The organism is Citrobacter sp. wls613 (assembly GCF_005281195.1).
In the GTDB taxonomy this organism is placed as follows: domain Bacteria; phylum Pseudomonadota; class Gammaproteobacteria; order Enterobacterales; family Enterobacteriaceae; genus Citrobacter; species Citrobacter gillenii.
The window spans coordinates 15,886-28,625 of the sequence record NZ_SZXN01000087.1; the positions used below are offsets into that span (position 1 = coordinate 15,886).

At 49.8% G+C, this 12,740-nt stretch carries 13 protein-coding genes, 1 tRNA gene and 1 pseudogene; 6 read left to right on the forward strand and 9 right to left on the reverse strand.

Translation table 11 applies throughout. The features are described from left to right. Window positions 1-2: 2 nt before the first annotated feature. Together FDX01_RS21795 and FDX01_RS21800 are read right to left on the reverse strand one after the other, a co-directional pair. Window positions 3-569: a fimbrial protein gene (locus FDX01_RS21795; protein ID WP_249361034.1), complete on the reverse strand. Its 567-nt coding sequence runs from the start codon at window positions 567-569 to the stop codon at window positions 3-5. A 51-nt stretch (window positions 570-620) separates the two neighbouring features. After that, window positions 621-1,169: a fimbrial protein gene (locus FDX01_RS21800; RefSeq protein WP_117341993.1), complete on the reverse strand. Its 549-nt coding sequence runs from the start codon at window positions 1,167-1,169 to the stop codon at window positions 621-623. A 649-nt stretch (window positions 1,170-1,818) separates the two neighbouring features. Here FDX01_RS21800 and FDX01_RS21805 point away from each other — a divergent pair. After that, window positions 1,819-2,607 (forward strand): winged helix-turn-helix domain-containing protein, encoded by a 789-nt coding sequence (locus tag FDX01_RS21805; protein WP_117341992.1) that lies wholly within the window; start codon window positions 1,819-1,821, stop codon window positions 2,605-2,607. Window position 2,608: 1 nt separating this feature from the next. Beyond that, the gene (locus FDX01_RS21810) at window positions 2,609-3,127 is read left to right on the forward strand and encodes a hypothetical protein (RefSeq protein WP_117341991.1); all 519 of its coding nucleotides are present in this window, start codon (window positions 2,609-2,611) and stop codon (window positions 3,125-3,127) included. A 156-nt stretch (window positions 3,128-3,283) separates the two neighbouring features. Here FDX01_RS21810 and FDX01_RS21815 read toward each other — a convergent pair. Both FDX01_RS21815 and dnaQ read right to left on the reverse strand, forming a co-directional pair. Then, window positions 3,284-3,360 (reverse strand) — tRNA-Asp (locus FDX01_RS21815). A 133-nt stretch (window positions 3,361-3,493) separates the two neighbouring features. After that, on the reverse strand, window positions 3,494-4,222 hold the full coding sequence (dnaQ, locus tag FDX01_RS21820; RefSeq protein WP_197737705.1) for a DNA polymerase III subunit epsilon: 729 nt from the start codon (window positions 4,220-4,222) through the stop codon (window positions 3,494-3,496). Here dnaQ and rnhA point away from each other — a divergent pair. Continuing rightward, window positions 4,176-4,752, forward strand: a pseudogene (gene rnhA, locus FDX01_RS21825) (ribonuclease HI). The gene dnaQ and the pseudogene rnhA sit on opposite strands and share 47 nt — an antisense overlap. On the opposite strand, the gene FDX01_RS21830 reads toward rnhA, so the two are convergent. Then, complete coding sequence (locus FDX01_RS21830) at window positions 4,749-5,471, reverse strand: class I SAM-dependent methyltransferase (protein WP_115259365.1); 723 nt, start codon at window positions 5,469-5,471, stop codon at window positions 4,749-4,751. The pseudogene rnhA and the gene FDX01_RS21830 overlap by 4 nt on opposite strands. A gap of 33 nt (window positions 5,472-5,504) precedes the next feature. On the opposite strand from FDX01_RS21830, the gene gloB reads away from it, so the two are divergent. Continuing rightward, a complete protein-coding gene (gene gloB / locus FDX01_RS21835; RefSeq protein WP_117341990.1) occupies window positions 5,505-6,260 on the forward strand; it encodes a hydroxyacylglutathione hydrolase in 756 nt (251 codons plus the stop codon). Between the two features lie 71 nt (window positions 6,261-6,331). Then, window positions 6,332-7,690, forward strand: a complete 1,359-nt coding sequence (gene mltD, locus FDX01_RS21840) for a murein transglycosylase D (RefSeq protein ID WP_096758207.1) — start codon at window positions 6,332-6,334, stop codon at window positions 7,688-7,690. A gap of 49 nt (window positions 7,691-7,739) precedes the next feature. Here the strand turns inward: mltD and FDX01_RS21845 are convergent, their stop codons facing one another. The 3 genes from FDX01_RS21845 to FDX01_RS21855 all read right to left on the reverse strand — a co-directional run bounded on the left by FDX01_RS21845 (window position 7,740) and on the right by FDX01_RS21855 (window position 10,696). Beyond that, window positions 7,740-8,510 (reverse strand): class I SAM-dependent methyltransferase, encoded by a 771-nt coding sequence (locus tag FDX01_RS21845; RefSeq protein WP_115259369.1) that lies wholly within the window; start codon window positions 8,508-8,510, stop codon window positions 7,740-7,742. Window positions 8,511-8,588: 78 nt separating this feature from the next. Further along, window positions 8,589-9,389 (reverse strand): endonuclease/exonuclease/phosphatase family protein, encoded by an 801-nt coding sequence (locus tag FDX01_RS21850; protein WP_137400450.1) that lies wholly within the window; start codon window positions 9,387-9,389, stop codon window positions 8,589-8,591. Between the two features lie 131 nt (window positions 9,390-9,520). Next, the gene (locus tag FDX01_RS21855; RefSeq protein ID WP_137363201.1) at window positions 9,521-10,696 is read right to left on the reverse strand and encodes an MFS transporter; all 1,176 of its coding nucleotides are present in this window, start codon (window positions 10,694-10,696) and stop codon (window positions 9,521-9,523) included. Window positions 10,697-10,801: 105 nt separating this feature from the next. Between FDX01_RS21855 and yafC the strand changes: the two genes are divergently transcribed. Continuing rightward, window positions 10,802-11,716: a DNA-binding transcriptional regulator YafC gene (gene yafC, locus FDX01_RS21860; protein WP_096758211.1), complete on the forward strand. Its 915-nt coding sequence runs from the start codon at window positions 10,802-10,804 to the stop codon at window positions 11,714-11,716. A 29-nt stretch (window positions 11,717-11,745) separates the two neighbouring features. On the opposite strand, the gene dkgB is transcribed toward yafC, so the two are convergent. Continuing rightward, the gene (gene dkgB / locus FDX01_RS21865) at window positions 11,746-12,549 is read right to left on the reverse strand and encodes a 2,5-didehydrogluconate reductase DkgB (RefSeq protein WP_137400451.1); all 804 of its coding nucleotides are present in this window, start codon (window positions 12,547-12,549) and stop codon (window positions 11,746-11,748) included. Window positions 12,550-12,740: the final 191 nt, after the last annotated feature.

Here is a 12,740-nt window from a genome sequence, read left to right on the forward strand (position 1 = left end):
GCTCAGAGATAATTCACAACAAAATGCGTAACCGCAGTAAATTCGCCGGATGTCATTCGTCCGTCGCGGGAGATTAAATAAGCTGTAAAATTGAGCGTATTTTTTCCAGGGTTTAGGACATAATCCGGAGAAGGCTCCCCCAGTTGAATTTGCTGTCCGGTGCTATCAAATATTTCTATCGCTAAATCTTCAGTCGTCGACTGCACGCTCAGATAATCAGGGTTGTCGCGATCGGGCATGCCGGAAAAAGTGATATTTGCGCGCTGAAACACATTCTCTGAATGTCGAGAATCCCCTAATGAACATCCCAGCAAATGAATACTGAAACCATGCGCAGAGACTTTTTCTGGTCTCCCGGATATATCCCGAGCGGAGATATCATTAAATTCAACCAACAACGAACGATCGCGCGGTTCGACATAGCAAGCAGCCTCAATAATATGTCCCCGCATGCGCATTTTTCCGGGCGTGCTGGCGACAGGCGCAGTGCCAGCCATGACCCACGCAGGCGAGATAAAGATAAAAAGCAGTAACGTTCGCCATCCAGGCATAACCGCATTTCCTTTCATTTATTCGCGGGAAGGCGTAAGCAGGCGCATTAATGCGCCTGCTGCAGACCATTACTGGTAGTCAATCTGGAAATTAACGGTAGATTCAAAATCACCCGGTGTGACCGCTGCGGAGGCATTATTTGCCTGCAGGTAAGCCACAAAATCGATGTCACTTTCACCATCGGTAATATTAACCTGAGAGGCAGCTTCACCCCATTTTACATCCTGGTTGCCGCTATCAATCATACCGATGCCCGCACCCTGTGCAGTACCTGAAGTAAATGCAGCCAGCGCGCTATTGTCCTGGTCAATTGTTGCTGGGGTATATGTTACGGTTGCGGTTTTGGCGACAGTGGTATCACAGCCCTGCAGAACGATTTTGGCGTGTTTAACACCAGCACGCTGGTTGTCTTTTAACTGAGACGTTGGGATTTCACCAAAGTTTACCTGTACCGGGCTGGATTCCGGTGCCAGGCCACATGCTGAATTCACCAGTGAACCGGTGAAATGAATTTTACCGTTGGTCGGCTCTACACTTTTTGCAGCGAAAGCAGAAGAGGCAGTAAAAGTCATTCCTGCCATCAGTGCACAGACGACGGCCACATTTTTCATTTTCATATTACTTCTAAACCTTATTTCTGTTCTGGTTATTTTGACGTGCTATTTCCACAGGCTACTTTTCCTGGGAAATATGGGTCTTCAGGTGGTAGACGCGCATTACCTTGCAAACATTCCTTCTCGAACCACCCTTGATTTTGAACGTTACTGGCATTTCATCCGAAATACCCTCCGCAGCCGTTCACGCTGTTTCGGGGCTTATATTAAATCGGCAATAAAATGAGACAACGAAAAATCGTGCTTTCAATCAAACTCAGGGAATCATGTTGCCTCCCCGCTATCACACCGATCTATCGCGCAAAAACCGCCTAAAATCGCAAGAAAACCAGTGTTAATACCTATCATTTATATCTTTTATAGTGTTTTTATCTATTGGATATTTTTTTATTTAGCTTAAAAAGGAGGAGCAATGTATTTATGAAAGTTTTGTAAAAATGCCAATGGATATCAAAAACGAGGAATGACAATAAGATAGGAGAAATGGGAAAGGATAATAGCGCACGTTCAGATAAACATTGAAATATTGTTATAAAAACATTAATAAAACGTTCAATAACACAGTCATTTTTCATAAATAAATTATGTTATGCTATTGCTTCAACCACTCGACTGTGAGATTCCATGCTTTGTTGCATCAAAGGAGATATCCGTGATTTCTCATATACCAATAAATAAGATTAAATCCGTAATTATTGGTGATGGATTAGTATTTAAACCACATAAAAATACGCTAAAAGATATCTCATCTGGTGAGATAGCCACATTGAATAATGTAGCAGTACAATTACTGATGTATTTGTTGCAAAATGGTAAAGATATCTCCACGCGCGACGAGATTCTACTCAATGTATTCCAGCATAATGGCGCTAGAGCGACAGATGCTAATCTCAATCAGCACATTTCATTTCTGCGCAAAGCAATAACGTCGACGGGGCACCCGGCAGAATACATCGTAACGATTCCGCGTACGGGATTTCGAATGGGTGACGTCAATATCAATATTCAGCAGCAAGAAGAAAAAAAGCCCCTCACCAGTACCGCTTCTTTTACATCGGTACGAAAGACAAAAAAACAAAACCGATGGCCTATAGCAATCACCGCATTAATTACCGGCATCGCCGTACTGGCAACAGCCTGGTTAACGTGGATACCAAATGAAATTGCCATGACCGATGCCTCTATTTTGCGTACCATCGATTACGAGCAATGCCGGGTACATATATTAGGGAATGCCCTCACAGACACCATTACTGAAAAGAAGGCGCTGGATATTTTTAAATCCGTCGGCATTAACCCGAACTGTTCAACCCCAAAAGAGCTGTATCTCAATACCTGGTCGAGCAACCATAATCTGGTTGACTGGTCGTTTGCGGCAGAATGCGGACTCAACCTCGGCTACTACCATTGCATCAGCCAGTATCGCCATCATGAGGAATAATATGAAACAGGAAAGCGATCGCTCTCCATTATTGTGGTCCGTCATGATTGCCATTTGCGGACTGGCGGCTATCGCTTTTCTCGTCGTCGCCGGAGATGCTAAGAAAAAGGAAATCAGTTTTTCCTGTTCCTCGGAATTCACGTCGATACTCGACATTCATAATACAAAAAAGGAGCTCAATGGGATCCTGCTGATAACCAGCTACAATTCCGGGCATCTCTCATTGTCCGTACAAGGGAAATTAAAAAGTGATGAAGGCGAGTTCAGCGTTAACCGCAAACTGTTCTTCCGTTACGCACGGCCGCTCGGCCATACCGCGGGGGTCTTCATGCTAACGCCCGAGGGACGTGAGAAATCGCCTGATGATAACGCAACGGATGCTGTGGATTATCTCTTCTTCGATGCCTACGAACGTACTGACAAACTGTATATGTTGAAGCACCTGAATAAAGAGACGGTTCTGATTGGCGATAATTTTTCACCCCGCTTTGCCTGCGTAATGAATCGCTTCTCCAGTTAAGCACACTGCGCTATTCATCAGGTTAAGGATGACCTGATGTGCTGCCGGGATCGACAGGACAGGGAGATTGATAGCCAGCCAGGGGGGGGATGGGTATTTTGGGCGGATTAAAACGACGAAAGCCTGAATCATTGCTGATTCAGGCTTTCTGAATAGTGGCGGAATGGACGGGACTCGAACCCGCGACCCCCTGCGTGACAGGCAGGTATTCTAACCAACTGAACTACCACTCCGCGTTGTGTTCCGCTTGGGAACGAAGCGAATATTACGGATTGCCTCGCCCCTCGTCAACGCTTTTTCTCACGTTTTTAATCGTTTGCTGCAAAAATCACCCGAATAGCCATTTCTGCACGGTAAACGCGCAAACTATGCCCGCCAGAGGCAACTTCCGCCCTTCTTCTGAACCAGGTCAAGGCGCGACTCATGGGCCGCTAACTCTTCATCAGTGGCGAAAACAACACGTAACTTGCCGGACTGACGCACAATCCGTTGGATCCCGGTATCATTCTGCTGCTGGCTGTCACCTTCCATGGAAAATGCCATCGTGGTCTGCCCACCGGTCATCATCAGATAAACGTCGGCCAGAATCTGGGCATCGAGCAATGCGCCGTGCAAGGTACGCTTGCTGTTGTCTATCTCATAACGCGAGCATAGTGCATCAAGGCTGTTACGCTTGCCAGGAAACATCTTCCTCGCCAGCGCCAGGCTATCGGTCACTTTACAGAAGGTGTTCGTTTTCGGGATATCGCGATGGAGCTTTGCAAACTCATAATCCATAAAGCCGATATCAAACGATGCGTTATGGATGACCAGCTCCGCACCGCGGATGTAGTCAAGAAACTCATCAGCAACATCAGCAAAAGTGGGCTTATCGAGCAGGAATTCATCCGCGATGCCGTGTACGCCAAACGCTTCCGGGTCCACCAGTCGATCGGGCTTCAGGTAAACGTGAAAGTTATTGCCGGTCAGGCGTCGGTTCACCACTTCAACCGCACCGATCTCAATAATCTTGTGGCCTTCGTAGTGGGCACCGATCTGGTTCATACCGGTGGTTTCGGTATCGAGGACGATCTGCCGTGTAATTCCAGTGCTCATAGCGGTCATTTATGTCAGACTTATCGTTTATATCGATCTCTAAAACAGGAAGTCTACCAGAGATGCTTAAACAGGTAGAAATTTTCACCGACGGTTCTTGCCTGGGAAATCCAGGGCCCGGCGGCTACGGGGCAATTTTACGCTTTCGCGGGCGAGAAAAAACCTTTAGCGAAGGATACAACCTCACCACCAACAATCGCATGGAGCTAATGGCGGCTATCGTCGCGCTGGAAGCACTTAAAGAACAATGTGAAGTGGTGCTCAGTACCGATAGCCAGTATGTGCGCCAGGGTATCACCCAGTGGATCCACAACTGGAAAAAACGCGGCTGGAAAACCGCAGACAAAAAACCGGTCAAGAATGTCGATCTCTGGAAACGCCTGGATGCGGCGCTGGGTCAGCACCAAATCAAGTGGGAATGGGTCAAAGGCCACGCTGGCCACCCGGAAAACGAACGCTGCGACGAGCTTGCCCGCGCCGCGGCGATGAGTCCTACACAGGATGATGTTGGGTATCAACCCGAAGCTTAAGCGTCCGGTTTACGGTATTGCCGGGTTGCACCAACGGCCTGACGGATACGCGCTTTGCTTTTGTTTTGTTTCATTGGGTTAAGCGTAAGCGGGATAGTTCGCTTGCGCGCGACCACCAGTTGCATACATCCCAACGCCGGAATATGCGCACTTAACATTTTTCCCCCGTGCTTCTTCCAGGGCAAAACGTGAAAACGGCTGACGTGCAGCACTTCGAAATTCAGCAACGAAAGCCAGTCCAACTGGCGCATCAGCGTAAACATCCGGCTGTTGTAAGGTGATGTTTTACGTAATACCGGTACCAGCTTGCGCAGGCCCATCAGGCTGACCGGGTTGAATCCGCTCAGTATTAACCAGCCGTCATCGATAAGCACACGATCGGCCTCGCGCAGTAAGCGATGCGGATCGGAGCACCACGGCAGCGTATGCGCCAATAGGCAGACATCAACAGATTTATCGGCAAAGGGAAGATGCAGAGGATCCGCCAGCACCTGCATCGGCGAGCCTTGCGAAGAAACATTGACTTGATGAGAAACCGCGCACGCTTCGGAATTGATTTCTGCGCTTAAATTACCAATCTTAAGCAGATGAAAACCGTACATTTTTGCAAACCACGGGTTAAGCTGATACTCCAGCGCCTCACGATAGTGTTCGCCCCAGGGTAAATCATCCCAGCTCACGGGCGCTACGACAGTTTGAGGGAGCCTTGCCGGTTTCATCACAACCTTCCGTTTCGCATTGAGAGGTAATTTATGAATCTTAACAGTATTCCCGCCTTTGATGACAATTACATCTGGGTCCTGACCAATAATGAGAATCATTGCCTGATTGTCGATCCTGGCGAGGCGGCTCCGGTGCTACAAGCCATTGCTGAGCACAACTGGGTGCCAGAGGCTATTTTACTTACCCACCACCATCATGATCACGTTGGCGGCGTGAAAGAACTTGTGCAGCGCTTTCCACAAATAGTGGTCTATGGACCTGCTGAAACACAAGATAAGGGAACCACACGTGTAGTCGAAGAGGGTGATATCGCACTCGTTTTAGGGCATGAATTTAGCGTATTTGCCACGCCGGGTCACACTTTAGGACATATCTGTTACTTCAGCCACCCTTATCTGTTTTGCGGCGACACGCTGTTTTCCGGCGGCTGCGGCCGGCTTTTTGAAGGCACAGCATTACAAATGTATCAATCACTTAAAAAAATAAGTGCCCTTCCGGATGATACGTTAATTTGTTGCGCACATGAGTACACTTTAGCAAATATGAAGTTTGCCTTAAGCATTCTCCCGCACGATCCGTCTATAAATGATTATTATCGTAAAGTTAATGAGTTACGCGTAAAAAACCAAATGACACTACCCGTAATTCTGAAAAATGAGCGCAGAAATAATATTTTTTTAAGAACGGAAGACATTGATTTAATTAATGAAATCAACAAAGAAACAATATTGCAACAACCTGAAGCGCGTTTTGCGTGGTTAAGGTCAAAGAAAGATACGTTCTGACAATTCTGGGTTGCCTTTTGAAAACTTCGCCGTTATGATCGGTCGTCTTTTAAGCAACTATTGACACACACATGAAGGCAAAAGCGATATTACTCGCCTCTGTCCTGCTTGTTGGGTGCCAGAATACTGGTAACGTCCAACAACACGCACAGAGCCTTTCTGCAGCTGGTCAAGGGGAAGCAGGAAAGTTTACAAGCCAGGCGCGCTGGATGGACGATGGGACATCTATCGCCGCCGATCAGGATTTGTGGGCTTTCATTGGTGACGAGCTAAAGATGGGAATTCCGGAAAACAACCGGATTCGCGAACAGAAACAGAAGTATTTACGCAATAAGAGCTATCTCCACGATGTAACGTTACGGGCAGAGCCGTATATGTACTGGATAGCCGGGCAAGTTAAGAAACGTAACATGCCGATGGAGCTGGTACTCCTACCCATAGTGGAGAGCGCTTTTGATCCTCACGCAACGTCTGGCGCCAATGCCGCAGGCATTTGGCAGATCATTCCGAGCACGGGGCGCAATTATGGTTTAAAGCAGACCCGCAATTATGATGCACGTCGCGACATTGTGGCTTCCACCACTGCCGCGTTGGACATGATGCAGCGTCTGAACAAGATGTTTGATGGCGACTGGCTGCTGACCGTTGCTGCTTATAATAGCGGTGAAGGTCGCGTGATGAAGGCAATGAAAGCGAACAAATCTCGTGGCAAGCCCACCGATTTTTGGTCACTCCCTCTGCCTCAGGAAACGAAGCAGTATGTGCCCAAAATGCTGGCATTGAGTGATATTCTCAAGAACAGCAAGCGTTATGGCGTGCGTCTGCCAACCACAGACGAAAGCCGCGCGTTGGCACGTGTTCGCTTGAACAGCCCGGTTGAGATGGCTCAGGTTGCCGATATGGCGGGTATTTCCGTCAGCAAGCTGAAGACCTTCAATGCTGGCGTGAAAGGCTCCACGTTGGGTGTCAGCGGCCCGCAATATGTGATGGTGCCAAAGAAGCACGCGGAGAAACTGCGTGAGTCCCTGGCGTCAGGCGAAATTGCAGCCGTACAGTCAACGCTGGTCGCGGATAACACGCCGCTGAACAGCCGTAGCTACAAGGTTCGCTCTGGCGATACGCTTTCCGGCATCGCTTCACGTCTTGGCGTGAATGCGAATGAGCTAAAGCAGTGGAATAATCTGCGTAGTTCGACTCTGAAAGTGGGCCAAAGCTTGACCGTAGGTGCAGGCACCAGCGCGCAGCGACTGGCTAAAAACAGCGATAGCATTACCTATCGTGTACGTAAGGGCGATTCGCTTTCGAGCATTGCTAAACGTCACGGGGTCAACATCAAGGATGTGATGCGCTGGAATAACGATACCGACAATCTGCAGCCGGGCGATCAGCTGACGTTGTTTGTGAAAAACAACGGTATGCCGGACTCCTGATAGCAGTATAAACATTAAGGCACTGGTTTCCCCCCAGTGCCTTTTTTATTTATGCCGCTTTATGCGCCTCAACCATAATCGTGTCACTGGTGAACGACCCGTCCTGCTGTAACGCGAAGTAGGCCTGCACTTCGGCAGACGCACTCTGCTGGTATAAACGAACCGCGTCAATCAACACCTGCGGGGTACGCATCCGCGCGACCCATGAGCTAAACGCCAGCGGCAGGCGGTCCGTCAACACCGTATCGGCAATCAGATTGGCATCATTCATCAATGACAGCCACTCACCGCTGGAATAGTTGCGCACATGTGAGGTATCGCGTAACGCTTCAACGGTTTGCAGCCAGATGTCCCGTACCGGGTGCCCAGGTGACATGACATCCATCACAATCACCACACCGCCAGGTTTCAATACACGATTCACTTCTCGCAGCGCGCGTCCGACATCATGCCAGTGATGAGCAGAATAGCGGCTAATCACCACATCAAAAGAGCCATCCTCAAACGGCAGGCTTTCGGCATATCCTTGCCGGGTAGCGATATTGTCTAATCCCTTCTCTTTTGCCGCCTGCGCGACCACGTCGAGCATCTGCGCCGATAAATCATACGCCACGACCTGTTTTACCTGATGTGCCGCCGCAAAGCTGGCGTGTCCCGCACCACATCCCATGTCGAGAACGCTGGCCTGTGGAAATGCCGACAGCCTTTCCGCCAGCCGTTGTAAATCACGGCCAGAGGCGTGTACCGTGCTGGTTAAATAGGCATTCGCTTGCGAGCCAAACTGCTTTTCGACGTTGTCATGATGAGAGCGTGTAGTCATTGTGTTGTCCTTCGGTTGTGGTGAAAGATAAAGGACAGCACCCTAACAGGCCTGCCCCACGGCAGACCTGACACACCTTTATTGTTCAGGCTTGCCGGGACTAAATTCAACGAGTAGTGGATTGTGATCGGATGCGCGCGTCACCAGCACAGAGGCTTCACTGACGTTCAAACCACGATAGAACACAAAATCGAGCGGGCGACCAAACGCGCGTCGGCGCTGATCGTCGGTAAAGCGCACCTGGCGTAGCGACATTTCACGGGCGAAACGGTACAACGCATTCATCCGTCGACGGCTCCAGGCGTTGAAATCACCGGCCATAATCACCGGGCCGCTGTGATGAGCAATCTGATCGCCAATGGGAAGTAACTGCTTACTATAGACATCCACCCCGAGGCTGAAGTTAACCGCGTGGATGTTCACCACCATCAATAAACGTGTGTCTGGCAGGGGATATACCGTCACCAGCGCCGACTTTGCCAGCCGTAAAATAGGCTCACGTTCGCGTAGAGGGCAGCAGTAAACAGGATGTGCCGCCGACAGCGTCATGACGCCAGAGGGGTGCTGAGGCAGCACAAAGGCGGGAACCTGATCGGCAGCAAGATAGTTAGCGGTCGCAAACTGCACCAGTTCCGGCGTGGTTTGGGCTTCCTGCAATAACACCAGATGCGCGTCTTTGCCAAAGTTCTTCAGCACCGACAACCATTCTGCCCGCTGCTGTTTAAAAATATTCCACACCAGCACGCGAATACGGTCTTCACTGCTTAAGGGAACGCCGGCGGGTAATGCCTGACCAATATGCGCAAACGACCGTGGCGGTAAGATCCGCTCAACGGGTTGTCCGGCAACATAGCGCATAGCATAGGTGTTTTTTCGCACTGTAGACTTTCAAACCTCTGTAACGTCAACCAGTCCGCAGCCGGACTGGTTCTTCAGTTATAGGGACTTTAAGGCTTACTTTCAACGAGCAATTGCAGTTTGTTTTGTAAGTGGGTACTTACATCAATGAGTTATCCCAGCGTGATCCGCGCAGGTTTATCAAGACGACCGCTGATGCCCATCAGTAAGAAAGCAGCCAGTACGATAAGCGCGCCAATCCACGGCGTCTGCGCTAAGCCATAATGCTCTACCGTTTGCCCGCCAATCACCGAACCCAGTGCAATACCGACGTTAAACGCCGCAATGTTCAGTCCGGAGGCGACATCAACTGCATTGGGGGTAAATTGTTCCGCTTTCTGCACAACATAAACCTGTAATCCCGGTACGTTACCGAAGGCAAAGATCCCCATCACCAATATCGTTACCAGCGCCGCGTACTGCGTGGATGCCGTTAACTGGAATAGCATCAGCAGAACAAACAGTGCAGCAAAAATGAACTTCAATGCAGGGACTGCACCATGTTTATCCGCCAGTTTACCGCCCCAGATATTACCGATAGCCACAGAGACGCCGTATCCCAATAAGATCCAACTTACCGCTGTCGGGGAGAATCCGGCCAGGTCCTGCATCATCGGTGCAAGGAAGGTAAACGCCGTAAAGACGCCACCATAGCCCAGCGCCGTAACCGCATAAATCAACAGCAGACGAGGATGGGTTAAGACTTTCACCTGATCGCGGATGCTGGCGGCAGCCCGACCTGGAATATTCGCCGGGATCAGCAACTGGCTGCTAATTAGCGCAATGACGCCCAGCATTGAGACTGCGAGGAAGGTTTCACGCCAACCAAAATGCTGACCGATAAATGTGCCCAGCGGGACGCCCGTCACCAGGGCCACCGTTAAACCGCCAAACATAATGGCGATAGCCGAAGCCGCTTTCTCTTTAGGCACCAGACTTGTTGCAATGGTTGAACCAATCGAGAAGAACACGCCGTGTGCAAGACCGGTCAACAGACGGGCGACAATTAAGGTCATATAGCCCGGAGCCTGCCAAGCCAGCAAATTACCGGCAGTAAACAGCACCATCAGCGCAACCAGCAGCTGTTTACGCGGCAGGCTCCCTGTCAGAGCGGTCAGCACTGGTGCGCCAATCGCCACCCCCAGCGCATAAATTGAAACCAGCATCCCCGCAGAAGGCAAAGAGATGGCCAGTTGTTCAGCAATAGTCGGTACCAGGCCGACAATCACAAATTCGGTCGTGCCAATGGCGAAGGCACTTATAGTCAGTGCGAATAAAGCGAGTGGCATAAATAAACTCCATATCATCAGTAATCAGATGACATGCAGTATGCCGGGATGTTTTAATAACAAAAATATTCAAAATCTCAATATAATTTTGCTTCAGGTGCAAAAATGAAAGCAACCTCAGAAGAACTGGCGATTTTTGTGGCTGTTGTGGAAAGCGGTAGCTTTAGCCGCGCCGCAGAGCAGTTGGGACAGGCCAATTCTGCCGTCAGTCGGGCCGTAAAAAAACTGGAGATGAAACTGGGCGTCAGCTTGCTCAATCGGACCACCCGGCAGCTAAGCCTGACCGAGGAAGGTGAACGTTACTTCAGGCGCGTACAGCTAATCTTGCAGGAAATGGCCGCCGCAGAGACGGAAATTATGGAGTCTCGCAATACGCCGCGTGGCTTGCTGCGCATTGACGCCGCTACGCCGGTTATGCTGCATTTCCTGATTCCGCTCATCAAGCCCTTCCGCGAACGCTATCCTGAGATGACGCTGTCGCTGGTCTCTTCAGAAACGTTCATCAATCTTATTGAACGAAAAGTGGATGTAGCTATACGTGCAGGCACGCTGACTGACTCGAGCCTACGCGCACGTCCATTGTTTACCAGCTATCGTAAGATTATTGCTTCGCCTGACTATATTGCGAAATTTGGTGTTCCAGAGAGCGTCGAAGCGCTTAAGCAGCACCTGTGTCTCGGTTTTTCTGAACCGGTTTCACTCAATACCTGGCCGATTGCATGCAGCGATGGGCAGCTTCATGAGGCTGAATGCGGACTATCTTCTAACAGCGGCGAAACGCTAAAACAACTTTGTCTGAGCGGAAACGGTATTGCCTGTCTTTCAGATTATATGATTGATAAGGAGATCGCACGAGGTGAACTGGTCGAATTGTTGGCGGATAAACGCCTGCCAGTAGAGATGCCGTTCAGCGCTGTTTACTACAGCGATCGGGCAGTAAGTACTCGCATTCGGGCATTTATCGACTTTTTGAGTGAACATATAAGAACAGCTCCCGCAGGAGCTGTGAAAGAGGGTTAAAGGGCACAGGGGGTCGCAGGGTCAGGTCATTAGTCCCACTCGGGTGCCAGACCTTCCGGGCTAACCAGACGATCGTTGCAGTCCAGCACCGCGATCGCCGCGTTGTCTTCAGCATCCAGACGCAGATCCAGCGCCAGCAGGTTACTGGCCAGGTTTTCTCGCTTGGTCGAAGAAGGGATCACCGAGTATCCCTCACCCATCGCCCATGCCAGAATCACCTGAGCCGGTGTCGCATTATGTTTCGCGGCAATACCGGCAATGACTTCATCTTTCAGTGCCTTACCGTATGCCAGCGTCATGTAAGACGTGATGTGAATACCGTGCGCTTTGGCCCAGTCAACCACCTGACGGCTTTGCAGATACGGGGACAGCTCAATCTGGTTGGTCGCGATGTTCTCTACGCCCACTGCAGCAATGGCTCTTTCCATTAGCGGAATGGTAAAGTTAGAGATACCAATTTCGCGAGTCAGGCCCTGTGCTTTAGCTTCCAGTAATGCATGCATAAATTCTTCAACAGAAACCGCATCGTTTGGTGAAGGCCAATGGATCAGCGTCAGGTCAACGTAATTGGTACGCAGTTTCTTCAAACTCTCTTTCAGGCTCGGGATCAGTTTTTCTTCGCTGAGATTCTCAATCCAAATCTTGGTGGTGATATACAGCTCACTGCGCGGCACACCACTTTCAGCAATCGCCTGACCAACCGCGGCTTCGTTATCATAGATTTGTGCGGTGTCGACGGCCCGATAGCCCAGTTCCAGAGCTGTTTTAACAGAAGCGATAACGACGTCGTCTTTCAGGCGAAAAGTACCTAAACCGAATGCAGGGATAGTCATAAATTTCCTCTTTTTAATCACAGTCTTCGTTAGTCGGAGGAGTATGGCCTTCTAACGTGTAGATAAAAAGAGCGTATAACGCAGAGGATTTTTGCAGATTTAGCAATAATTGAATGACAGCAAAAGAAAAAGCCCTGAGCGTTAACTCAGGGCTTTCAATAAGTGGCGGAACGGACGGGACTCGAACCCGC

Coding starts and splice junctions, on each gene's coding strand:
- FDX01_RS21795 (WP_249361034.1), bottom strand. CDS start 569: ATGAAAGGAAATGCGGTTATGCCTGGATGGCGAACGTTACTGCTTTTT.
- FDX01_RS21800 (WP_117341993.1), bottom strand. CDS start 1,169: ATGAAAATGAAAAATGTGGCCGTCGTCTGTGCACTGATGGCAGGAATG.
- FDX01_RS21810 (WP_117341991.1), top strand. CDS start 2,609: ATGAAACAGGAAAGCGATCGCTCTCCATTATTGTGGTCCGTCATGATT.
- dnaQ (WP_197737705.1), bottom strand. CDS start 4,222: ATGAGCACTGGAATTACACGGCAGATCGTCCTCGATACCGAAACCACC.
- FDX01_RS21830 (WP_115259365.1), bottom strand. CDS start 5,471: ATGAAACCGGCAAGGCTCCCTCAAACTGTCGTAGCGCCCGTGAGCTGG.
- gloB (WP_117341990.1), top strand. CDS start 5,505: ATGAATCTTAACAGTATTCCCGCCTTTGATGACAATTACATCTGGGTC.
- mltD (WP_096758207.1), top strand. CDS start 6,332: ATGAAGGCAAAAGCGATATTACTCGCCTCTGTCCTGCTTGTTGGGTGC.
- FDX01_RS21845 (WP_115259369.1), bottom strand. CDS start 8,510: ATGACTACACGCTCTCATCATGACAACGTCGAAAAGCAGTTTGGCTCG.
- FDX01_RS21855 (WP_137363201.1), bottom strand. CDS start 10,696: ATGCCACTCGCTTTATTCGCACTGACTATAAGTGCCTTCGCCATTGGC.
- yafC (WP_096758211.1), top strand. CDS start 10,802: ATGAAAGCAACCTCAGAAGAACTGGCGATTTTTGTGGCTGTTGTGGAA.
- dkgB (WP_137400451.1), bottom strand. CDS start 12,549: ATGACTATCCCTGCATTCGGTTTAGGTACTTTTCGCCTGAAAGACGAC.